This window comes from Corynebacterium sp. HMSC034H07, from assembly GCF_001815175.1.
Lineage (GTDB): Bacteria > Actinomycetota > Actinomycetes > Mycobacteriales > Mycobacteriaceae > Corynebacterium > Corynebacterium hiratae.
In genome coordinates, this window is sequence record NZ_KV819530.1 from 38719 (window position 1) to 60694 (window position 21976).

Here is a 21976-nt window from a genome sequence, read left to right on the forward strand (position 1 = left end):
GGGCCATCAATTTACTACGATTATATCCGTGCAAATAACAATGTCAGATATGTCTTTGCGTGATGTCTCCCTGGCTTCGCGCCGGCGCTGGCACACCATTGCTTTCAGCCTCGTCGCGTTCTGGATTGTGGCAGGCGTGGGGATCACCGTGGCGAATATCTGGGGCGCGCCCGTCGTATGGTGGGACCTCATTCATCCTTTCACCCTCGGGGCGCTGACCACCGCCATCCTCGTATTCAGCACCCACTTCACGGAGGCGCTGACCCGCACTCCGGCCGCCGGTTTCCGCGGGGTGGGCGCGCGGGTAGGGCTGGTCCAGGTGGGGCTGGTTCTTCTACTCGTTGATCGCGCAGGCTACGACTGGGGCGTGCTCTCGGATAGTGGCTCCGCTCTCGTCATCGCTGCCGTTGCGTGGCACCTGTGGGCGCTGTGGGGCAAGCTCCGGGGGTCATTGTCTGGTTCCTTCGCCGTCACCGTGCCCTTTTATCTGGCTGCGGCCTGCTTCATGATCTTCTCAGTAGTCCTGGTGATTCTGGCTGCGCACGGGGTAGGGAATTACTCGCTGCTGGTGGCCGCGCACTCACGCGGGATGGTGTGGGGCTTCGGCCTGCTTACCATCCTGGGCACGGTCATCACGCTTGTGCCGACGTTTACCCGGACCCCCATTTCCTCGGTGGCCCGGGCGCGGTGCAGCCGGGCTTTGGCAGTGCATTGCGTGGGCCTAGCGGCGGCCATGCTTGCCGACGCCTCCGGGCTCACCCGCGCCGCCGGTATGGCGCAGCTGCTCACCGTGCTTGCTGCCGTGCTCATCATCCAGCCCGTGCTTGCCAGCGCTCTTGGCGGCGAAAAGACGACGGCAAGCGTGTCCGCGATGGCAGGCCTGGTGTGGATGGTGGCGCTCTGCGCCGGTGATGCCGCCGCTACCGTCGCAGGGGCCTACCCGCGTGCGGTTACCTTGCTGCTCATGCCGGCATTTCTCGGTGCCGGCCTACTGCAGCTCGTGACCGGGGTGCTCCACCACATGCTGCCCATCCTGGCCGGGGCGGCACGTCCCGCACGTGGGCACCTCGCAGGGTTCCTGCGCGTGGCACTCATCAATCTCGGCGGCGTGCTCAGCCTCCTTGGCATTGCTGGCGTGTCCTTCGCCGGGCTTATCATGATGGGGCTAGGCCTCATCGCCAATATTGTGGCCCTGGTGTGGGCCGTCTCGTCACCTCAAGGAGAAGTTCATGTCAAGCGTGCCCGTTAAACAGGAGCATTCTGAGAAGCAATGGGCATCCTGGCTCATTATCATCGTGGCGCTTCTCGCCGTCATTGGGCTGGCGGTGTTCAACTCGGCCACAGGCAAGCAGGACCCAGCTACGGTGGCATCCGCCGACGCCGTGACTGTTGATGTCTCCGTGGACGGCATGGCCTTTGTCCCGTCCTCCATTGACGTGGCCGCGGGCAGTCACCTCGTAGTGAACTTCACCAACACCGGCGACCAGGTACATGACCTGAAGATCGGACGCGAGGAGACCGGACGGGTAGAACCGGGCGAGACCGTGCAGCTGGATGCCGGGGTCATCGAGGAGTCCATCGAAGGATATTGCACGATCGCCGGCCACAAGATGCAGGGCATGACGTTCATGGTCAACGTCGATGACTCCGCTTCGAGTGGGCATGATCATGCGGGGGCGTCGGAAAGCACGGGCTCTGCCGCCGCACCCGCGACGGTGCCCTCGGTTGCCGAGCGCATGGCAGCCCGCGAAGGATTTGAGGCTTTTGATGCTTCCCTTGCCCCTGCTAAAGGTGACCTTCATGAGGAAACGTGGGTGATGACTGAGGAGGAGATGGAAGTCGCCCCAGGAGTCCGCCAAACCCGGTGGCTCTTCAACGGGCAGGCACCCGGCCCAACCCTTCGCGGCAAGGTAGGGGATACGTTCCGCATCACCATCAAGAATGAAGGCTCGATGGGACACTCGGTGGATTTTCACGCCGGTGAGGTCAACCCGGATGAGAACATGAAGACCATCCAGCCGGGCGAATCGCTGACCTATGAATTCGAGGCCCACAGGGCGGGTATCTGGATGTATCATTGCTCGACCATGCCGATGAGTCTGCACATTGCCAACGGCATGGCGGGAGCGGTCGTCATCGATCCGCACGGGAAGGATGCATTGACAGACGTCGATGCGGAGTACGTTATGACGGCGAGCGAGGTCTTTTTGGCCTCCGCAGGCAAGGAAGCTGAGGGCGCAAACGCGCAGCGAGTCAGCGACGGCGACTATGACCTTACGGCCTTCAATTACTATCCCAACCAATACGACGAGGGCTTAGCACCGCTGCGCGCCAAGGTGGGCGATACCGTGCGTATCTGGCTGCTTAATCTCGGCCCGGATTTGCCTCTGAGCTTCCACGTCGTGGGCGAGCAATTCGACACCGTGTACAAGGAAGGAGCCTATCTGCTTAAGGGCGCGAAGGATTCCGGTTCCCAAGCGCTCGACCTCTTGCCCGCCCAGGGCGGATTCGTGGAGATGACCTTCAACGAGCCGGGGACCTACTCCTTTGTCAACCACCTCATGACGAATGCGGAGAAGGGCCAGCACGGGCAGATCATCGTTGAGTAGCTCGCCGCTCGCGGAGTTCGTCCAAGGTATCTATATCGCGTACTGCGGCGGTGCCTTCGACCTCTGTGATGTTCTTCGCGAGTCTCAGTAAGCGCATGACTGACTTATTGCGGGGATTGCCGAGCTCGTGCAGAGCGCGGGTAATGGCCTCGGTGCGCCACAGTGCACACAGCGGTTGAAGGCGCCCATCGAAGGTGGCCACCGCGGCATCAGCGCCGGAGCTTTCTAAGGCCTGTTCGAGTACAGGCAGCATACGCGGGGAATCCGGGGCATCGACGGCCAAGATGGCGGTCGTGGACTCTGCGGCACCAACCAGCGCGGCGTGGCCCGCGGCGATTCCCGCGGCTGGCCCGCCGAAAAGAGGCCTTTCACATACTTGGGGCATCCCTAGGGGATAGGGTGAGACAACCGCCACCGGCGCATCATAAGGCAACTGGCGCAGGAGACGGTCGATAAGGCGCTCACCGGCGAGAGTGATACTTGCTTTGTCCACGCCTCCCATGCGCGTTCCGCGTCCGCCTGCCACAACAATGACACCTGGCATTGTTCTCTATCCTTCCGCGCCGGGCAGTTCGCGGGACCAATCACCCGAGCGACCGCCGGATTTTGCGGTGATGCCGCAGCGTCGGATATAAGCGGAGCGGTCAACGCCTTTCACCATGTCGATGAGCGCTAGGGCGGCGACGTTCACAGCGGTCAGCGCCTCCATTTCTACGCCGGTGCGGTCGGCGGTGCGCACGGTGGCCTCGATAAAAACGTGATCTTCGCGCAGCTCGATGTCGACCGCGCACCCGTGCACACCAATGGTGTGGGCCAGAGGCAAGAGATCCGGGACCTTCTTCGCCGCCGCAATACCGGCCACTCGAGCAACCGCAAGCACGTCGCCCTTCGGCACGGCTCCCTCCCGCAGTGCGGTGAGGACCTCTGGTGAACACGCCACCTCGCCTTGGGCGGTGGCGGTGCGCACGGTGGGCTGTTTTTCGGTGACGTCCACCATGTAGGCGGAGCCGGCCTCATTAAGGTGAGTGAACTTCATGGCAGCAGCGGGTCCTTTCCTCCGGTGGACCTAGCCTAGCTGACGAAGAGTGGGCCGATCCGCGTTTCTGAGGCGCGATCTTTGGCAGCAACGGAGGGGTGGGGGCTGTAGAAGGGGAGACCCTGAAGCTAGTAGGGGTAGACGGTAAGTTGCTCCCCTGCGGTGACGGGGCTCGTCAGCAGCGCGAAACCTTGCGTGCCCGGCAGTGCTGCAACGTGGTGGCTGCGCATGCGTGGACCAGGCGGCGGAGAGGCGGTAATGCTTCCCTCCAGAGCAATTGAGCACGGCTGAATCAGCGGGCGGTGCGGATGCGGGAAGTCGGCCCGGGCGACAGCCGTCAGATGCGGCCGGTCTAAAACTCCGGTGGGGCGGGGAAGGCCGCGCAAGGAACGCAGAAGCGGGGTGAGGTAAAGGTGTGCGGAGACGAACGCCGCCACCGGGTTGCCCGGCGAACACACCACGGGAACGCCGTTCCACAGCGCGTGGCCTTGCGGCGCGCCGGGGCGTTGGTTGACGTGCCCGAACCAGTAGGAATTGTCGTCCACGGCATCCTCAATGACCGCGCGAACCACGTCAAAGGCTCCTGCGGATACCCCGCCTGTGGTGACGATGAGATCGGATTCTGCGGCAGCCGCGTCGAAGCGGCGGCGCAGCTCAACGGGTGAATCGCCACATACCGTGCGGGCGATGTCAACGGGGCCGGTAGTGCTAAGGAGTGCGTCGAGCATCGGACCATTGGAATCCGGGAGCTGGCCGTTGCGCAGCTCCTCGCCCGTGGCGATAATGCTCACTCGCGGGATGCGGTGAACCACGGCGGTGTCGACGCCGGCGGAGAGAGCCGCGGCGATGAGGGAGGCGTCGACCAGCGTGGCGGCCCCGGCTAGTTGGTGCCCGGCGTCGATGTGGGAGCCGCGCCGCCGGATGTGGTTGCGCCCGGGTAGGCGGTACACCGTGACGGTCTCAGGCAGCGGCCCGGGTCCTGGGGGAATATCGGTGTCCTCAACGGGGATGACCAGACCATCAAAGCCTGCGGGTACTGCACCACCGGTCATGATGCGCAGCGCAGTGCCGGGCTGCGGGGCCCGGGCAGGCGCGCCGGCAGGCACATCACCCACGACAGGCAAAGTGAAGGGAACGGTGAGACTGTCTGGTGAGGAAGGCTGAGGAATGAGGAAGCCATCCATGGCCGAATTATCCTGCGGCGGGAGGGGAAGGCGGGCGACGAGGGGCTCAGCCAGGACGCGACCCTGCGATAAGGCAGCGCGTTCCGAAGGCAAGGCGCGGACCAGCGCGTGGAGGCGGTCGAAGTATTCCTCGATGCTTAAGTCAGTCCCGGTACTCGTCATTGCACCCAATCTAGCCACCGATGGCGGACATCGGGCGATCCGGCTGGAGGAAACCTTCATCATCCACCCCGTGGCCCGGTAATTTCCTCCACATTTCACCCGCCCACGCGGTGGCGAGCTCTTCATCGCTGGCGCCAGCGCGCATGAGGTCGCGCAGGGAGGTTTCCGAGTTGCCGAAGAGGCAATTGCGCACCGCGCCGTCTGCGGTCAGGCGCGTGCGGTCGCAGTCCCCGCAGAAGGGCCGAGTTACGGAGGCGATCACCCCGATGTGTCCTATGGGGAGGGAGCCATCGCGCGAGACCGCGGACCACAGTGCAGCCGGCGCGGAGCCGCGGGGTTTCTTAGCCGGGGCGAGCTCGAAGTCTTCGGCCAAGCGCCCCAAGATATCCTCCGCGGTGACCATCTGGGAACGCGTCCACTCCTCCCGTGGGCCCAGCGGCATCTGCTCAATGAATCGCAGTTGCGCGCCGCGTTCGAGGCAAAAGCGAGCCAGGGGAAGGATCGCAGACTCGTTGACACCCGGCATGATGACGGCGTTGATCTTGACTGGGTCCATGTCGGCGGCCAGCGCGGCATCGATGGATGTGAGCACATCTGCCAGGCGGTCGCGCCGGGTGAGCCGGGCATAGAGCTCCGGATCGAGGGTGTCTAAGGAGATGTTGACGCGGTCGAGCCCGGCGCGCTGCAGCCCCGGCAGGCGCTTATCTAGGCCCAGCCCGTTGGTGGTGAGAGCAGTAGTGGGTGCCGTACCTTCGTCGGTCCGCAGAGCTTTGGTCGCGGCGATGATTTTCTCTAAGGAGCCGCGCAGGAGCGGCTCCCCGCCGGTGAAGCGCACCTGCTGGATGCCGAGCTTGTCTACCGCGAGGCGGATGAGACGGATGGTTTCTTCATCGCTGAGCGTGTGTTCGGTGGGCAGCCACTCATAACCTTCGGCGGGCATGCAGTAGGTGCAGCGCAGATTGCAGCGATCCGTCAGGGAGACACGCAGGTCGCGGGCTTGGCGGCCGTAGCGATCCACGAGCGCGCGGCGGCCGTCGGGCCCTGGCGCCGGCAGGTCCGTGGGCGGAGTCCCCGCGCCCCGTACGCGCGGCAATGGCAGCGTCAGCGGGGCGGAGGTGTGTGGCGAAGGTTGGGATCGTTGGGCGGACACTGCTGGCAAGTCTAGATCGAAGCCTGCCGTATGAGTAGGAGGGGTGGGGCTAGTCCTCCCCGTCATCCTCTCCGGCATCGAGGCGCTGCGCCTCGCCCGGGCCCTTCAGCCGGATGATGTTGTACTCGCCCTCCGCCAGGTGGGCGCGCAGGTCCTTCTTGTCGAATTTGCCCACCGAAGTCTTATCGATGGATTTCACGAAGGTCCAGTACTCCGGCAGCATCCAGGAGGGAAGCTCAGAGCGCATCCCGTTGCGCAGGCGCTCGGCGGTCTCAATCGTGGGGCTGATGTCCGCGGCGAGCACGGTGACAGCCAGCGGGCGCTCCACCCACTGTTTGTCGGGGTAGCCAATGACGGCGCATTCCAGCACCACCGGGTTGGCCATGATGAGGTTCTCCAATTGGACGGAGTAGATCCACTCACCGCCGGAGCGGATGACATCGCGGGCGCGATCCTCCACGGTGAGGAAGCCATCCTCGGTGACGAAGCCGACGTCGCCGGTGCGCAGCCAGCCGTCGGCCGTGAACTTGGAGTCCGCGTCCTCGACATCCTTGCCACGGAACTCGTGGGCAGCACCGCCGTCCTCCGAAGCGGGCGAGTGGTAGTAAGAACCGGTGACCAAGTTGCCGCGGACCTGAATCTCGCCGGCATTGCGGTCCGTGGTGTTGACCACGTGGCCGTCATTGACCACGCGGTATTCCAGGGAGGCAGGGAAGCGCCCTTGGGAGATGCGGTAGGCCCAGCGAGCCTCGCCCGAGGCGCCTGAGGGTGGGCGGGCCACCGTGCCCACCGTGGTGGTTTCCGCCATGCCCCACACGTGGACCACGTCCACGCCGTAGCGCTCTTCCCAGCTTTTGATGAGCTGCGGTGGCACAGGCGAGCCGCCAGCGAAGATCTCCGTCAGCGTCATGCGCTCCGGTGGATTCTTGAGGTAGTGCACGAAGAGCTGAATCCAAATGGTGGGCACACCGTGCGCCACGCGCGGGGAGGTGGCGGCGATGATTTTGGCCAGGGTGGCGGGGGAGACGTCGGCGTCGGGAAGCACCAGCGGCGTGCCCGTCATCCACGCAGCAAAGGGAACACCCCAGCTCAGCACGTGATAGATGGGGATGCAGCACAGGAATGTCTCGCCGTGGGTCACACACAGGGAATCGGAGGAGCGCAGCTGCATTCCTTCCAAGTACAGAGCGCGGTGGGAGTAGAGCACGCCCTTTGGTGCACCAGTGGTGCCGGTGGAGTAACACAGTGCGGCGGCGGTGTGCTCATCCAAAACCGGCCAGTCATAGACGGTGGAGCGCCCATCCAGCAGTTGCTCGTAGCTGTAGATTTCAACGTTGCCCGGCAGAGCGGTGCTGGGCTTGCCGACGCCCGTGAATACCACCGCACGCACGCAGTCCACGCCTTCCAGAACCTGGGCCAGTTGCTCGGCGAGGCGACAGTCCGCGACGATGACGCGGACCTCAGCGTGGTTGATGATGTGCCGGATTTGGTCATTCATCAGCTGCTTGTTGAGCGGCGTGAACACCGCTCCCTTACAGGCGGTGCCAAAAAGCACTTCGAGGTGCTCGGCGCAGTTCCACATCAGTGAGCCCACGCGCTCGTCACCGGTGATGCCGAGCGTGTCATGCAGGGCGTGGGCGAAGGCGGCGGCGCGGGCGCCGACATCAGCGAAAGTGGTTTCCTCGCGTTCGTTGCCGGGATTGGCGCTGTGCCAGGTGATGACCTGGGTTTGGCCGTGGACGGAGGAACCGTACTCCAGGATGCGGGTCAGGGACAGCGGGATATCCTGCATTGTGGAGAGCATGCGCACTACTTTAGCCGTGTCAGTGTGAGCGCGGGGGAAGGATGCGGTATAGTTATCCGCGACTGGTGGGGAACGCTTTCCCCGCATCTCCGAGCTCCCTCCACGGCGCACACACCTGCGGTGACACTCTCATGGCAGTCCAACGGTGCGCGCGACGGTGAGAGGGGAGAGATACGCTCGCAGTCGCCTTCTTAAAATATCTCCCCGCGCTTGACCCGCGGCCGATTCCTTGAGTGCTTTCAGGAGTTCAACAAGGAGTCCTTCACGTTCCGTACCGCCGGGCCGGAGAGGGGGGAGAGCCAAGACAACCACCGCCCCACGGGGATCGCGGTTGCGTGAACTCGCTGGTGGCGGAGGACCATCCCAATTACACACTGGCTTCCAACGCCCGCTTGGAACAGCACCACGCACAGTGCAGGTGCGGCAGACAAGACGGCGCGCGTTGGTGAAGCGACGAAAGGATATCCGTGAGCGATACGGACAAGACCGCAGCACAGGATCTCGCCTCCCTGAAGCTGCCGGAATTGCGCAAGCTAGCTGCGGAGCGCGGACTTCGCGGCGTCTCCGGACTGCGCAAGGGGGATCTCATTACTGCCCTGACCACCGGCCAGGTGCCGGCGCGCGGCGCGAAGGCCGCTGCCCAGGGCGAGGCTAAGGACGCACCCGCCGCAGAGGACTCCGCACAGAAGGAGTCGAAGAAGGACGCGCAGCCGCGCCGCGCGACCCGCAAGGCTTCCCGCCCTGCCGGCGCTGCTGACCAGGCCTCCGAGAAGCAGGAGCCTGAGAACACCCACAAGGGCGAGGACGGCGCTCAGGAGTCCGAGCAGAAGGACGGCCACGACGAGCAACGCTACGAGTCCCGCTCCCAGGCCCGCCGCGCCCGCCGTAACCGCGCGCGCCGCCAGGAGCGCGAGGCCCGCGAAGAAGCCAAGGGCAATAACAACGGCAACGGAAATGGCAACGGCGCCGAGGACAAGCAGTCCAAGTCGGAGGGTAACCAGTCCCGTGGCGGCAACAACTCCGACAACTCCGATAACGGGGACCACGGCAACGGTGGCAACAACGGCGGTGGCAACAACGGCGGTGGCAATAACGGGGGCGGCAACAACAACCGCCGCGATAACCACCGCAACGATGATGACAACAACGGCGGCGGTGGCCGCCGCAATCGCCGTAACCGTCGCAACCGCCGCGGGCGTGACCGCGATGGCGGCGGCAACGGTGGCAATGACCTGCAGATCCGCGAGGGCGATGAAGTGCAGGTAGTGGGCGGCATCCTCGAGGTCGTCGACAACAACGTGGCCTTCCTGCGCACTACCGGCTACCGCGCGGCCAGCTCCGATGTCTTTGTCAACAACAACCTCGTGCGCCGCCTGGGCCTGCGTTCCGGCGACGCCCTGACCGGCAAGGTCAAGGTCTCGGGCCCGACCCACACCCACGGCAACGGCCGCAACCGCCGCAAGTACAACCAGCTCGTGGAGGTCGACACCGTCAACGGCCTGGATCCGTCGACCGCGAAGGAGCGCCCGGACTTCGCCAAGCTCACCCCGCTGTACCCGAACCAGCGCCTGCGCCTAGAGACGGACCCGAAGATCCTCACCACCCGCGTCATCGACCTCATCATGCCGATTGGTAAGGGCCAGCGCGCGCTCATCGTTTCCCCGCCGAAGGCCGGTAAGACGACGATCCTGCAAAATATCGCCAACGCCATCGCCACGAACAACCCGGAGTGCTACCTCATGGTCGTCCTCGTGGACGAGCGCCCCGAAGAGGTCACCGACATGCAGCGCAGTGTCAACGGTGAGGTCATCGCCTCCACCTTTGACCGCCCGCCGTCAGAGCACACCTCGGTGGCGGAGCTGGCCATCGAGCGCGCCAAGCGCTTGGTGGAGCAGGGCAAGGACGTCGTCGTCCTGCTCGACTCCATCACCCGCCTCGGCCGTGCTTACAACAACTCCTCCCCGGCATCCGGCCGCATCCTGTCCGGTGGTGTGGACTCCAACGCCCTGTACCCGCCGAAGCGCTTCCTGGGTGCTGCCCGCAACATCGAGAACGGCGGCTCGCTGACCATCATCGCTACCGCGATGGTGGAAACCGGCTCCACCGGTGACACCGTCATCTTCGAGGAGTTCAAGGGCACCGGCAACGCCGAGCTCAAGCTGGACCGCGCCATCTCCGAGCGCCGCATTTTCCCGGCCGTGGATGTCAACCCGTCCGGCACCCGCAAGGACGAGCTCCTGCTGGTTCCGGAGGAAGCACGCATCATGACCAAGCTGCGCCGCATCCTCTCCGGCCTGGACTCCTTCGCCGCTATTGACCTGCTGATTAAGCAGCTCAAGAAAACCCGCTCCAACGGCGAGTTCCTCATGCAGGTGGCCTCGTCCGCGCCCATGGCGGCTGACACGGATGAGGAGGACTACAAGTAATGTCTAACCAGGTTTCCCTCGTCGATGACATTGTCTCCGAGTTCCAAGGCATCGAAATGCAGATGGCTGACCCGGAGGTAGCCGGTGATCAGTCCCAATTCCGCAAGCTGTCCAAGCGCTACGCCGAACTGCGACCCATCGTCGCTGTGAACGACGAGTTGGTCCAGGCTCGCCAAGACCTGGCCGATGCCAAAGAGATGGCCTACGAGGACCACGAGTTCCAGCCCGAGGTCGACCGCCTTGAGCCACTCGTCGTCCAGCTGGAGGAAAAGCTCGCGGACCTACTGGCACCGCGCGATGAGCATGACTCCGAGGACATCATCATGGAGATCAAGGCCGGTGCCGGTGGCGAAGAGGCAGCACTCTTCGCCGGCGACCTGGCCCGCATGTACGAGCGCTACGCCGATAAGGTCGGCTTCCAGTGGGAGGTCCTAGGCCTCAACGAGTCCGACCTCGGTGGTGTGAAGGACATGTCCATCTCCTTCAAGTCCAAGACCCCCTCGCGCGATGGCGCGTGGAGCGTGTTCAAGTTCGAGGGCGGCGTCCACCGCGTGCAGCGCGTGCCGGTGACCGAGTCCCAGGGCCGAATCCAGACCTCCGCAGCTGGTGTGCTGGTCTACCCGGAACCGGAAGAAGTCGAAGCCGTAAACATCGATGATAAGGACATCCGCGTCGACGTGTACCGTTCCTCCGGTAAGGGCGGCCAGGGCGTGAATACCACTGACTCCGCGGTGCGTATTACCCACCTGCCGACCGGCCTGGTGGTGACCTGTCAGAAGGAACGCTCCCAGATCCAGAACAAGGCGCGCGCCCTGCAGGTGCTGCAGGCACGCCTGGACCAGATGGAGCGTGAGGCCCGCGAGGCTGAGGCCGGCGAGCAGCGCGCTTCCCAGGTGCGCACCATGGATCGCTCCGAGCGTATCCGTACCTATAACTGGCCGGAGAACCGCATCACCGACCACCGCATCGGATACAAGGCCAATAACCTGGATTCCGTGCTCAACGGTGACATGCAGGACCTCATCGACGCCCTGCAAGCCCAAGAACGCGCAGAGCGCCTTGAGGCTGAGGACTAGAAGAGAAAAGGCACGGTTTAATTCGGTGACTTTTCACACCTATCGGGAGGCGCTTCGTGATGCCACGGAGCGCCTTCGCGCTGCCGGGGTACCTTCATCCGAGTGGGACGCGCGCCTGCTGGCTGCCCACCTCATCCACTGCGGCCACATGGACATCCCGCTTAACGAGGCTCCGATGCCCGGCTTTGACGTGGCATATGGGGCGTTGGTGGGGCGTCGTGAAGCGCGCGAGCCCCTCCAGCACATCCTGGGCGTGGCGTGGTTCGGCGCCCTCGAACTCGAGGTGGGCCCCGGCGTGTTCATCCCGCGCCCGGAGACGGAGGTGCTCGCCGACTGGGGAGTTAAATCTCTTCAGAGATTTAACTCGGGGAAGATGACGAAACTTGACCCGCAATCTCCCCGCGTCGTGGATCTGTGCGCCGGATCCGGGGCGCTGGCGCTGTACGTCGCCCACTATGTGCCGCAGGCCCAGGTGTGGGCAGTGGAGCTTGCCGACGCCGCCCTGGCCTACACCCGGCGCAATGCCGCAACCGCTGCGCGCGGCCGGGCGGGTTCTGTGAACGTGGTGCAGGGCGACGTCACCGACGCCCAGCTCTTGTCGGAGCTGCACGACACCGTTGACCTCGTGCTCACCAACCCACCCTACGTTCCGGAGACCCCGGACCTGGACCCAGAGGTCTACCAGGATCCGCACGATGCGGTGTTTGGGGGAGCAGACGGCATGGAGACCATCACCGCGATGATCCCGACCATCGCCGCGCTGCTGCGCCCCGGCGGGCGGGTGGGCATTGAGCACGACGACGAGACCTCCCAACAAGTGCAGGAAGCCCTGCGCGCGCACGGCGGCTTCAGCGATATCGAGGTGCTCAAGGACCTCACTGGCACCGCACGATTTGTCACAGCGAAGCGGGGAGTACAGTAGATTGGTCGAAGATTGGTCGACAAGCCGATAGGAACGGGATTAAAGGAGAGACCAATGCAGGGACAGATTTATAACTGTGCGGACGCTGCTGAGCGCGAGGAAGGCATGGCACTTGCCGTCAAAGCAGCCAAGTCAGGCCGACTCGTCGTGATGCCCACCGACACGCTCTACGGGCTGGGCTGCGATGCTTTCGATAACGATGCCGTGGCCAGCCTTTTGGCCACCAAGCACCGCGGCCCGGACATGCCGGTGCCGGTGCTCGTCGGCTCCTGGGACACCGTCAAGGGGCTTGTCGCTTCGTTGGATGACACCGCGCAGACCCTCATCGAGGCCTTCTGGCCGGGTGGGCTGTCCATCGTGGTGCCGCAAGCGCCTTCGCTGCCTTGGAACTTGGGAGATACCCGCGGCACGGTGATGCTGCGCATGCCGTTGCACCCCATTGCCATTGAACTCCTCCGCGAGGTCGGCCCCATGGCGGTCTCCTCCGCGAACATTTCCGGACAAACCCCGCCGACCACCGCGATTGCCGCCAAGCAGCAGCTGGGCAAGGCCGTCACGGTCTACCTGGATGGGGGAGAAGCCGAGGTGGGCAAGCCGTCTACCATCATCGACTTGTCCGGTCCGCGCCCCTACCTCTTGCGCGAAGGCGCGCTGAGCGCCGAGCAGATTGGCGAGGTCATCGGAGTGTCTGCAAAGTCCTTGCGCACCCGGCCGGGTAGCCAATCCTCTTAAGGAGACATCAGTGGCTGGAACCGGAGTGCCGCTGCGCGAACTGGCGTTGATCATTTTCGTCGCGGCGGCGTTTACCTACATCACCACCGGACTGGTGCGCAGCGTCTTGGTGCGCAGCGGCCAGGTGGCGGAGATTCGTCTGCGTGATAGTCACTCGCAACCCACCCCGCAGTTGGGTGGCGTTGCCATGTTTACGGGGTTTGCGGCTGCTGTCTATCTCGCGGGCCAGCTTCCAGCCTTGACTCGCGGGTTTATGCCGGTCACGCCGGAGATGAACGCTGTGCTGTGGTCAGCCGCGGCCATTGTCATCGTCGGCGTGGTGGATGACCTGCTGGAACTGAGTGCTCTGGTCAAGCTGATCGGGCAATTGGTGGCGGCGGCCATCATGAGCGGTCTCGGTCTGACGTGGACTCTTCTCTTCTTGCCCTTTGGTGATGGAACCACGGTCATCCTCGACCAGGTCCAGGGAACACTCTTGACTACGTTCTTTACGGTCCTGCTCATCAACGCCATCAACTTCGTGGACGGGCTCGATGGGCTGGCTGCCGGGCTGGGCATGATTGCAGGTGGTGCCATCCTGGTTTTCTCGCTGACCGTGCTGCACGACCAGGGTGGGGCGGTCTCCGCCTATCCGCCGGCGATTATCGCGGCGGCGCTGGTGGGCGTGTGCGCCGGGTTCCTCCCGCATAACTTCGAGCCCTCTCGCATCTTCATGGGGGACAGCGGAGCGATGCTCATTGGCTTGCTGCTGGCGGCTGCATCCACCTCCGCGTCGGGCAAGATCAACATGTCGCTCTATGGAACCGTGGACATCGTGGCGCTGATGTCACCCGTTATCGTTGTTGTTGCTGCGGTCTTTATTCCAGTCCTCGACCTTGTCTGGGCTGTTATTCGCCGCGTATCTCAGGGGCGTTCGCCCTTTGCCGCGGACAAGGCCCACATCCACCACCGGCTGCTCTCGCTGGGGCACACCCACCGCCGCACCGTGTTGGTGCTGTACCTGTGGGTCTCTGCGGTGGCCTTCGGGGCGGTCTCTTTTTCCATCGTCCCCGCGCCCGTGGCCGTCGTACTAGCGCTTGTCGCGCTCGTTGTGGCCTTTGGCGTGACCCTGATTCCGCTGCGCCAGGGCAAGCTTGGGCGCCAGCCGCGTCCCACCAGCGTGGTGCTGGAAACGGATCCCTCCTGAGGTAGGGTATGGGGCTGTGACTGATTCAACGACCTCCGAAGAGCTTTCGCCGTACGACGATCATCGGCGTCCCCTCAAGCGTGCGCTCCGCCTTGGGGCCATCGGCCTTGTCGTCGTGACCATCGCGTCCCTGGCTATCTGGGGCGGTGTCCGTGGGTTGCCCGGAATCTGGGGTGTCCTCGTTGGCGCGGCCATTGGTGGCGGCTTCGTGCTCTTTACCGCGGCCTCAGTTCTTCTTACTGCGCGCACCACGCCGTCGACCACGATGGCGGTGGTGCTCGGCGGCTGGCTGCTCAAGGTGGTCATCCTGATTATGGTGCTGTTGCTGATTAAGGATCTTGAGTTCTACGACACGATGGCGCTGTTCGTCACCGTGCTGCTGGCGCTGGCGGTGACGCTCGGCACTGAGGTCTGGGGTGTGATTACATCCAACGTGACCTACGTGTCTTAGCCAACCTCGACCTTTTAGAGTGAGCCACTGCTTCCGGTGACCCCGGGAGGGTGGCTTTTTGTGTAGTTAAGTGGCCGCGGCGACAGCGCCCGTTACCCCCGTCAAGGTGGGAAAACACGGGTGTGTGACCAAATACACTTGGCAGGGTTTCGGCAGAATGTGGGCGTTTTATAGAGCCCACTGGCACTAGGCTGTGCCTTTAGGGCCGCAACGGGGCCCCCACGTGCGAAAACTTGAGGGCGAACTGATAGCATTCTCTTCGGGTTACCGCGGGTTAGCGTCATGCTATCCCGAAAAAGTACGGTTTATCCTTGCCCTGTTTACGCTGATGTGCGACGGAGTCCGTAGACAGGGCAAAGAGCTTGAGACGTCCATCGCACCACATAGCCTTCGACAAGCTGTGTGGCCCGAACACGGGAGAGAACGCTGAGCGTTACGACATTGGCCATGAAGGGTGAGTTTCACGCACCCGAACTGGATCCAGAATTTTTCCCGGGGCACGTAACCGATGATGGTGAAGTCGTCGATCTTCTTTTCGCCGATTTCGCCAACGGTTGGTTCGCTTTGGATCGCATCATGCTGGTTCGTCTGTTCATGGCGGCCATCCTGGTGCTCCTTTTTGTTGTCGCCTTCAGGAACCCGAAGCTGGTTCCTAAAGGATTGCAAAACGTAGCGGAGCATGCGATTGACTTCGTACGAATTCACATCGCAGAAGACATCTTGGGCCGCAAGGAAGGACGTCGATTCCTTCCGATCCTGGCCACGATCTTCTTCGGTGTTTTGTTCTGGAACGTAGCAACTATTGTTCCAGCTCTAAACATCTCTCCGAACGCTCGTATTGGTATGCCAATCGTGCTGGCTGTCGTCGCGTACATCGCCATGATTTACGCCGGCGCCAAGCGCTTTGGCTTCGGCAAGTTCATCAAGTCCTCGGTGGTTATTCCTAACCTGCCGCCGTTGCTGCACGTGCTTGTCGTACCGATTGAGGCTTTCTCTACGTTTGTCATGCGCCCAGTCACGCTGGCTCTTCGTCTGATGGCGAACTTCCTGGCTGGCCACCTCATTTTGGTCCTGTTGTACTCGGCAACGAACTTCTTCTTCTTCCAGTTCAACGGTTGGACTGCACTGAGTGGCCTCACTCTGGTCGCAGCGGTTCTGTTCACGCTGTACGAAATTATCGTCATCTTCCTGCAGGCATACATTTTCGCCCTGCTGACGGCGGTATACATCGAACTGTCGCTGCATGCAGATTCGCACTAACAACAACGCGAACCTCGCGGTTAACTAAATACCCCAAAACCACCACATCCCCCGCGGAAGAATCCGTGGGAAAACTTTGAAAGGGAACGACTTTCATCATGAACGAAATCATTCTTGCTCAGGCTGCTGACGAGTCCACCCTCAAGGGCCTCGGCGCCATCGGCTACGGCATCGCAACCATCGGCCCGGGTCTGGGCATCGGTATCCTCGTCGGCAAGACCGTCGAGGGCATGGCACGTCAGCCGGAGATGGCTGGCCAGCTGCGTACCACCATGTTCCTGGGTATCGCCTTCGTTGAGGCCCTCGCCCTGATTGGCCTCGTTGCAGGCTTCCTGTTCTAAAGAGCGCTTTACACAAAGTAAATCGAACTTTAAGAACGGAGCCCCATGAACAACGTCATTTACTACCTTGCAGCAGAAGGAAGTGAAACCCTGCCCCTCGAGTCGGGCAACTCTATCCTTCTGCCCAAGATGTACGACTTGGTCTGGTCGATCATTCCGTTCACCATCATCCTGATTGTGTTCTGGAAGCTCGTTCTTCCGGCATACAACAAGATGCTGCAGGAGCGTGAAGACCGGATCGAAGGTGGCCTTAAGCGTGCGGAGGCTCAGCAGGCCGAAGCAAAGGCCGCTCTGGAAAAGTACAATGCTCAGCTCGCTGACGCGCGAGCAGAGGCTGCGGAGATTCGTGAGCAGGCGCGCGAGCGCGGCAAGCTGATCGAGGCAGAGGCTAAGGAAGCTGCAGAAGAAGAGTCTCGTCGCATTCTGACCGCTGGCGAGAAGCAGCTTGAAGCTTCCCGCGCACAGGTCGTGTCTGAGCTGCGTTCCGACATCGGACAGAACTCCATCAACCTGGCAGAGAAGCTGCTCGGCGGCGAACTTTCGGACGCCACCAAGCAGTCCTCCACCATTGATAACTTCCTGTCCGAGCTCGACACTGTGGCACCGGCCGGAAAGTAGGCAACGATGAAGGCAGCTAGCCGCGAAGCACTCGCTACCGTTGAGTCCAAGCTGGATGAGTTCCTCTCCGGTGACCGCTCGGTGGCGACTGCTACCCAGGCAGGCCAGGACCTCTTTGAGGTGGTCCGCGTTCTCGACGGCGACCGCGAGCTGCGCGTCGCGCTGACCGACGACGCCTCCACCTCTGAGGAGCGCAAGTCCCTGGTCCAGACCCTTTTCGGCGGCAAGGTTTCCCCGGTAGCACTGCAGGTGCTCCAGGAGGCAGCCGCCGCACAGTGGTCGACCCCGCGTGGTATCGCCCGCGGCCTTATCATCCTTGGCCGTCGCGCACTGCTGCGCGGCGCTGAGTTTGAGGGCAAGCTGGGCCAGGTGGAAGACGAACTCTTCTCCCTGTCGCGCGTGCTTGACCGCGAAGGCGAACTGACCCAGCTGCTTTCAGACCGTACTGCGACGTCCGACCGCAAGGTTGGGCTGCTGGCAAGCGTGCTCTACGGCAAGGTCACGATGGTTACTGAAGCGCTTGCGCTGCAGGCCATTGGCCGCCCGGAGCAGAACCCGATTGATGATCTCGCCGGATTGGCGGACACTGCAGCCAAGCTGCAGGGCCGTACCATCGCGCGCGTGACCTCGGCGGGTGAGCTGAACGATAGCCAGCGGGCAGCACTCGCTGAAAAGCTGGGCAAAATTTATGGTCGTGCGATGTCCATCCACTCTGAGGTTGACACCAGCCTCCTCGGTGGTATGACCATCCGCGTCGGCGACGAAGTCATCGATGGTTCGACGGCAGGCAAGATTGCTCGCCTTCGCGCGCAGATGGCATAAGCCGAAACGACAGAAACGATTAAGTAATTGCTGGAAGATACTACCGAGAGCAGGAAGAACATGGCGGAGCTGACGATCTCCTCCGACGAGATCCGTAGCGCGATTGCGAACTACACCTCGAGCTACTCCGCGGAGGCCTCCCGTGAGGAGGTCGGCGTGGTCATTTCGGCAGCTGACGGTATTGCGCAGGTTTCGGGCCTGCCGTCCGTCATGGCGAATGAGCTGCTCGAGTTCCCCGGCGGCGTAATTGGCGTCGCACAGAACCTTGACACCAACTCCATCGGTGTCGTGGTCTTGGGCAACTTCGAGTCGCTTAAAGAAGGCGACGAGGTCAAGAGGACCGGCGAGGTTCTCTCCATCCCTGTGGGCGAGGAATTCCTCGGCCGCGTTATCAACCCCCTGGGCCAGCCGATTGACGGCATGGGCCCGATCACCGCTGAAGAGGACCGCGTCCTCGAGCTGCAGGCACCGTCCGTGCTGCAGCGTCAGCCGGTGGAAGAGCCGATGCAGACCGGCATCAAGGCTATTGACGCGATGACCCCGATTGGTCGCGGTCAGCGTCAGTTGATCATTGGTGACCGTAAGACGGGTAAGACCGCCGTTTGTATCGACACCATCCTGAACCAGAAGGCTAACTGGGAGTCTGGCGACAAGAACAAGCAGGTCCGCTGCATCTACGTCGCCATCGGCCAGAAGGGCTCCACCATTGCTGGTGTGCGCCACACCCTGGAGCAGCACGGCGCTCTGGAGTACACCACCATCGTGGCTGCTCCGGCATCCGACGCCGCCGGCTTCAAGTGGCTGGCACCGTTCTCCGGTGCAGCTCTGGGTCAGCACTGGATGTACCAGGGCAACCACGTCCTGATCATTTACGATGATCTGACCAAGCAGGCTGAGGCCTACCGTGCGATTTCCCTTCTGCTGCGCCGTCCGCCGGGCCGCGAGGCTTACCCGGGCGACGTCTTCTACCTCCACTCCCGTCTGCTGGAGCGTGCTGCAAAGCTCTCTGACGACATGGGTGCAGGTTCCATGACCGCACTGCCGATCATTGAGACCAAGGCGAACGACGTCTCCGCCTTCATTCCGACCAACGTTATTTCTATTACCGACGGCCAGGTCTTCCTGGAGTCCGACCTGTTCAACCAGGGCGTCCGTCCGGCAATTAACGTCGGTGTGTCCGTCTCCCGTGTTGGTGGTGCCGCACAGACCAAGGGTATGAAGAAGGTTGCCGGTAACCTCCGTCTCGAGCTGGCTGCCTACCGTGACCTGCAGGCCTTCGCGGCCTTCGCATCCGACCTGGATCCGGCTTCCAAGGCTCAGCTGGAGCGCGGTGAGCGCCTCGTCGAGCTGCTCAAGCAGTCCGAGTCCTCCCCGCAGCCTGTCGAGTACCAGATGGTGTCCATCTTCCTCGCAGACCAGGGCATCTTCGACGTCGTTCCCGTCGAGGACGTACGCCGCTTCGAGAAGGAGCTGCACGACCACCTCAACTCTGCAACCCCGCAGGTGTTCGAGCAGATCCAGGGCGGTACCGCTCTGACCGACGAGTCCAAGGATGCACTTGTTGCAGCAGCAAAGGACTTCACTCCGTCCTTCCGCACGACCGAGGGCAACAACCTTGGTACCGAGGCGCCGGTTGACCCGCTCGCCGCGGATGATGTGAATAAGACCGAGCTCAACGTCTCCCGCAAGACGGCCAAATAGAGTTTCGCACGCTCTAAGAATTAACCGTCTAGAAAAAGAAGGGAGGAGCGAACACCATGGCTAATCTTCGTGAACTGCGTGACCGTATCCGGTCCGTCAATTCCACCAAGAAGATCACCAAGGCACAGGAGCTCATTGCTACCTCGCGCATTACCAAGGCTCAGGCCAGGGTAGAAGCGGCGCAGCCTTATGCACGTGAACTGTCCAACGTGCTTAACAAGCTGGCGGCGCACACGTCCTTGGATCACCCGATGCTCCGGGAACGCGAAGATGCGAAGGTTGCCGCTATTCTCGTGGTCTCTTCGGACCGCGGTATGTGCGGTGGCTACAACAACAACATCTTCAAGAAGGCGGCCGAGCTGGAAGCCCTGCTCAAGAGCGAGGGTTTCGAGACCGTCCGCTACGTGACCGGCAACAAGGGCGTTGGCTTCTACAAGTTCCGTGAGGACGAGGTCGCAGGCAGCTGGACTGGATTCTCGCAGGATCCGACCTGGGAAAAGACGCACGATGTGCGCCGCCACATTATCGACGGCTTCGTCGCCGGTTCGAACGGCCAGGCCAAGACCCGCGAGGGCATTAACGTGGAGGGCGAGACCGTTCGCGGTTTCGACCAGGTACACGTCGTGTACACCGAGTTCGAGTCCATGCTGACCCAGACCGCGCGTGTGCAGCAGCTGCTGCCGGTGGTACCGGTTATCGAGGAAGAGGACTACAACCTGGGTGAGTCCGCGCTTTCCGACGCCGAGCCGAACAATCAGATCACCCCTGATTACGACTTCGAGCCGGATGCGGACACCCTGATGGAAGCGCTGCTTCCGCAGTACGTGTCTCGCCTCCTATTTGCGATGTTCTTGGAGTCCTCGGCCTCCGAGTCCGCCGCACGCCGTACCGCAATGAAGTCTGCAACCGACAACGCTACCGAGCTGGTCAAGGACCTCTCGCGCGTGGCCAACCAGGCCCGTCAGGCGCAGATTACCCAAGAAATCACAGAGATCGTCGGTGGCGCTGGGGCGCTCGCCGAAAGCGCAGAAAGTGACTAGATTATGACTACAGCTCTGCAAGAGCAGAACACACAGTCGTCGGCTACCGCCGGCCGTGTGGTGCGTGTCATCGGTCCGGTCGTCGACGTGGAGTTTCCGCGTGGCGGGCTGCCGGCACTGTACAACGCACTGACCGTCGAGGTGACCCTCGAGGCTGTTGCAAAGACCGTCACCCTTGAGGTCGCTCAGCACCTCGGTGACAACCTCGTCCGTGCCGTGTCCATGGCTCCGACCGACGGCCTCGTCCGCGGTGCCGCCGTGACCGACACCGGCAAGCCGATTTCCGTCCCGGTGGGCGATGTGGTCAAGGGCCACGTCTTCAACGCCCTCGGTGACTGCCTTGACCAGCCGGGTCTGGGCCGCGATGGCGAGCAGTGGGGCATCCACCGCGAGCCGCCGGCTTTCGACCAGCTCGAGGGTAAGACCGAGATTCTGGAGACCGGTATTAAGGTCATCGACCTGCTGACCCCGTACGTGAAGGGCGGCAAGATCGGCCTGTTCGGTGGTGCAGGTGTGGGTAAGACCGTTCTTATCCAGGAGATGATTACTCGTATCGCACGCGAGTTCTCCGGTACCTCCGTCTTCGCCGGCGTCGGCGAGCGCACCCGTGAGGGCACCGACCTCTTCCTCGAGATGGAAGAGATGGGCGTTCTCCAGGACACCGCACTTGTCTTCGGCCAGATGGATGAGCCGCCAGGAGTCCGTATGCGCGTGGCTCTGTCCGGCCTGACCATGGCGGAGTACTTCCGCGATGTGCAGAACCAGGACGTGCTGCTGTTCATCGACAACATCTTCCGTTTCACCCAGGCCGGTTCTGAGGTGTCGACCCTGCTGGGCCGCATGCCTTCCGCCGTGGGTTACCAGCCGACTCTGGCTGATGAGATGGGTGTGCTGCAGGAGCGTATTACCTCCACCAAGGGTAAGTCCATTACCTCCCTGCAGGCCGTCTACGTGCCGGCCGATGACTACACCGACCCGGCTCCGGCGACCACCTTCGCCCACCTCGATGCCACCACCGAGTTGGACCGTGGTATTGCTTCGAAGGGTATTTACCCGGCAGTGAACCCGCTGACCTCTACCTCTCGTATTCTGGAGCCGTCCATCGTGGGCGAGCGCCACTACGAGGTTGCACAGCGCGTCATCGGTATTCTGCAGAAGAACAAGGAGCTTCAGGACATCATCGCCATCCTTGGTATGGATGAGCTGTCTGAGGAAGACAAGATTACCGTTCAGCGTGCTCGCCGTATCGAGCGCTTCCTGGGCCAGAACTTCTTCGTCGCAGAGAAGTTCACCGGCCTGCCGGGCTCCTACGTGCCGCTGGCCGATACCATCGATGCTTTCGAGCGCATCTGCAACGGCGAATTCGACCACTACCCGGAGCAGGCCTTCAACGGCCTGGGTGGCTTGGACGACGTCGAGGCTGCGTACAAGAAGCTGACTGAGAAGAAGTAGGGAG

20 protein-coding genes are annotated in these 21976 nt (G+C 62.6%); 15 read left to right on the forward strand and 5 right to left on the reverse strand.

Going from position 1 to position 21976, the window contains the following annotated elements; all coding sequences use genetic code 11:
• Positions 1-49 precede the first annotated feature (49 nt).
• Entirely contained in the window at positions 50-1249 is a 1200-nt protein-coding gene (locus HMPREF3009_RS07290; RefSeq protein ID WP_070511559.1) for a beta-carotene 15,15'-monooxygenase, read from the forward strand.
• Positions 1230-2609, forward strand: a complete 1380-nt coding sequence (locus HMPREF3009_RS07295) for a multicopper oxidase domain-containing protein (protein ID WP_070681040.1) — start codon at positions 1230-1232, stop codon at positions 2607-2609. Before HMPREF3009_RS07290 ends, HMPREF3009_RS07295 begins: the two co-directional genes overlap by 20 nt.
• Here the strand turns inward: HMPREF3009_RS07295 and HMPREF3009_RS07300 are convergent.
• From HMPREF3009_RS07300 to HMPREF3009_RS07320, 5 genes are all read right to left on the reverse strand, one after another.
• A complete protein-coding gene (locus HMPREF3009_RS07300) occupies positions 2596-3153 on the reverse strand; it encodes a molybdenum cofactor guanylyltransferase (RefSeq protein WP_070681043.1) in 558 nt (185 codons plus the stop codon). The two genes, HMPREF3009_RS07295 and HMPREF3009_RS07300, sit on opposite strands and share 14 nt — an antisense overlap.
• A gap of 6 nt (positions 3154-3159) precedes the next feature.
• Positions 3160-3645 carry a cyclic pyranopterin monophosphate synthase MoaC gene (gene moaC, locus HMPREF3009_RS07305; protein WP_070681046.1) on the reverse strand — a complete coding sequence of 162 codons (486 nt, stop codon included), beginning with the start codon at positions 3643-3645 and terminating at the stop codon, positions 3160-3162.
• Positions 3646-3773: 128 nt separating this feature from the next.
• Positions 3774-4991, reverse strand: coding sequence for a molybdopterin molybdotransferase MoeA (locus HMPREF3009_RS07310; RefSeq protein ID WP_070681047.1), 1218 nt, complete (start codon positions 4989-4991; stop codon positions 3774-3776).
• Between the two features lie 10 nt (positions 4992-5001).
• Positions 5002-6141 (reverse strand): GTP 3',8-cyclase MoaA, encoded by a 1140-nt coding sequence (gene moaA / locus HMPREF3009_RS07315; RefSeq protein WP_070681050.1) that lies wholly within the window; start codon positions 6139-6141, stop codon positions 5002-5004.
• 49 nt (positions 6142-6190) lie between these two features.
• Entirely contained in the window at positions 6191-7945 is a 1755-nt protein-coding gene (locus HMPREF3009_RS07320) for a long-chain fatty-acid--CoA ligase (RefSeq protein WP_049155160.1), read from the reverse strand.
• Positions 7946-8412: 467 nt separating this feature from the next.
• Here HMPREF3009_RS07320 and rho point away from each other — a divergent pair, with 467 nt between their 5' ends.
• The 13 genes from rho to atpD all read left to right on the forward strand — a co-directional run bounded on the left by rho (position 8413) and on the right by atpD (position 21972).
• Entirely contained in the window at positions 8413-10371 is a 1959-nt protein-coding gene (gene rho, locus HMPREF3009_RS07325) for a transcription termination factor Rho (protein ID WP_070681053.1), read from the forward strand.
• Positions 10371-11447, forward strand: a complete 1077-nt coding sequence (prfA, locus tag HMPREF3009_RS07330) for a peptide chain release factor 1 (RefSeq protein WP_049155076.1) — start codon at positions 10371-10373, stop codon at positions 11445-11447. Before rho ends, prfA begins: the two co-directional genes overlap by 1 nt.
• 25 nt (positions 11448-11472) lie before the next feature.
• Entirely contained in the window at positions 11473-12369 is an 897-nt protein-coding gene (gene prmC, locus HMPREF3009_RS07335) for a peptide chain release factor N(5)-glutamine methyltransferase (RefSeq protein WP_070681056.1), read from the forward strand.
• A gap of 54 nt (positions 12370-12423) precedes the next feature.
• Entirely contained in the window at positions 12424-13101 is a 678-nt protein-coding gene (locus HMPREF3009_RS07340) for an L-threonylcarbamoyladenylate synthase (RefSeq protein WP_049155072.1), read from the forward strand.
• A gap of 10 nt (positions 13102-13111) precedes the next feature.
• Positions 13112-14287, forward strand: a complete 1176-nt coding sequence (locus HMPREF3009_RS07345) for an MraY family glycosyltransferase (protein WP_049155071.1) — start codon at positions 13112-13114, stop codon at positions 14285-14287.
• A gap of 16 nt (positions 14288-14303) precedes the next feature.
• Positions 14304-14738 (forward strand): Cg1360 family ATP-synthase-associated protein, encoded by a 435-nt coding sequence (locus tag HMPREF3009_RS07350; RefSeq protein WP_049155069.1) that lies wholly within the window; start codon positions 14304-14306, stop codon positions 14736-14738.
• Positions 14739-15185: 447 nt separating this feature from the next.
• Entirely contained in the window at positions 15186-15998 is an 813-nt protein-coding gene (atpB, locus tag HMPREF3009_RS07355) for a F0F1 ATP synthase subunit A (RefSeq protein ID WP_049155068.1), read from the forward strand.
• Between the two features lie 98 nt (positions 15999-16096).
• Positions 16097-16339 (forward strand): ATP synthase F0 subunit C, encoded by a 243-nt coding sequence (locus HMPREF3009_RS07360; protein WP_010187073.1) that lies wholly within the window; start codon positions 16097-16099, stop codon positions 16337-16339.
• 45 nt (positions 16340-16384) lie between these two features.
• Positions 16385-16957 (forward strand): F0F1 ATP synthase subunit B, encoded by a 573-nt coding sequence (locus HMPREF3009_RS07365; protein WP_010187072.1) that lies wholly within the window; start codon positions 16385-16387, stop codon positions 16955-16957.
• Between the two features lie 6 nt (positions 16958-16963).
• Positions 16964-17779 (forward strand): F0F1 ATP synthase subunit delta, encoded by an 816-nt coding sequence (locus tag HMPREF3009_RS07370; RefSeq protein WP_070681059.1) that lies wholly within the window; start codon positions 16964-16966, stop codon positions 17777-17779.
• Positions 17780-17839: 60 nt separating this feature from the next.
• Positions 17840-19480, forward strand: a complete 1641-nt coding sequence (atpA, locus tag HMPREF3009_RS07375; RefSeq protein WP_010187069.1) for a F0F1 ATP synthase subunit alpha — start codon at positions 17840-17842, stop codon at positions 19478-19480.
• Between the two features lie 56 nt (positions 19481-19536).
• Positions 19537-20520 (forward strand): F0F1 ATP synthase subunit gamma, encoded by a 984-nt coding sequence (locus HMPREF3009_RS07380; protein WP_070511577.1) that lies wholly within the window; start codon positions 19537-19539, stop codon positions 20518-20520.
• Positions 20521-20523: 3 nt separating this feature from the next.
• Positions 20524-21972, forward strand: a complete 1449-nt coding sequence (gene atpD / locus HMPREF3009_RS07385) for a F0F1 ATP synthase subunit beta (RefSeq protein ID WP_010187062.1) — start codon at positions 20524-20526, stop codon at positions 21970-21972.
• Positions 21973-21976: the final 4 nt, after the last annotated feature.

What these genes read in the sequence shown, in the direction of transcription:
- HMPREF3009_RS07290 (WP_070511559.1), top strand. Translation starts at nt 50, where the DNA reads ATGTCTTTGCGTGATGTCTCCCTGGCTTCGCGCCGGCGCTGGCACACC.
- HMPREF3009_RS07295 (WP_070681040.1), top strand. Translation starts at nt 1,230, where the DNA reads ATGTCAAGCGTGCCCGTTAAACAGGAGCATTCTGAGAAGCAATGGGCA.
- HMPREF3009_RS07300 (WP_070681043.1), bottom strand. Translation starts at nt 3,153, where the DNA reads ATGCCAGGTGTCATTGTTGTGGCAGGCGGACGCGGAACGCGCATGGGA.
- moaC (WP_070681046.1), bottom strand. Translation starts at nt 3,645, where the DNA reads ATGAAGTTCACTCACCTTAATGAGGCCGGCTCCGCCTACATGGTGGAC.
- HMPREF3009_RS07310 (WP_070681047.1), bottom strand. Translation starts at nt 4,991, where the DNA reads ATGACGAGTACCGGGACTGACTTAAGCATCGAGGAATACTTCGACCGC.
- HMPREF3009_RS07320 (WP_049155160.1), bottom strand. Translation starts at nt 7,945, where the DNA reads ATGCTCTCCACAATGCAGGATATCCCGCTGTCCCTGACCCGCATCCTG.
- prfA (WP_049155076.1), top strand. Translation starts at nt 10,371, where the DNA reads ATGTCTAACCAGGTTTCCCTCGTCGATGACATTGTCTCCGAGTTCCAA.
- HMPREF3009_RS07340 (WP_049155072.1), top strand. Translation starts at nt 12,424, where the DNA reads ATGCAGGGACAGATTTATAACTGTGCGGACGCTGCTGAGCGCGAGGAA.
- atpB (WP_049155068.1), top strand. Translation starts at nt 15,186, where the DNA reads ATGAAGGGTGAGTTTCACGCACCCGAACTGGATCCAGAATTTTTCCCG.
- HMPREF3009_RS07360 (WP_010187073.1), top strand. Translation starts at nt 16,097, where the DNA reads ATGAACGAAATCATTCTTGCTCAGGCTGCTGACGAGTCCACCCTCAAG.
- HMPREF3009_RS07365 (WP_010187072.1), top strand. Translation starts at nt 16,385, where the DNA reads ATGAACAACGTCATTTACTACCTTGCAGCAGAAGGAAGTGAAACCCTG.
- HMPREF3009_RS07370 (WP_070681059.1), top strand. Translation starts at nt 16,964, where the DNA reads ATGAAGGCAGCTAGCCGCGAAGCACTCGCTACCGTTGAGTCCAAGCTG.
- atpA (WP_010187069.1), top strand. Translation starts at nt 17,840, where the DNA reads ATGGCGGAGCTGACGATCTCCTCCGACGAGATCCGTAGCGCGATTGCG.
- HMPREF3009_RS07380 (WP_070511577.1), top strand. Translation starts at nt 19,537, where the DNA reads ATGGCTAATCTTCGTGAACTGCGTGACCGTATCCGGTCCGTCAATTCC.
- atpD (WP_010187062.1), top strand. Translation starts at nt 20,524, where the DNA reads ATGACTACAGCTCTGCAAGAGCAGAACACACAGTCGTCGGCTACCGCC.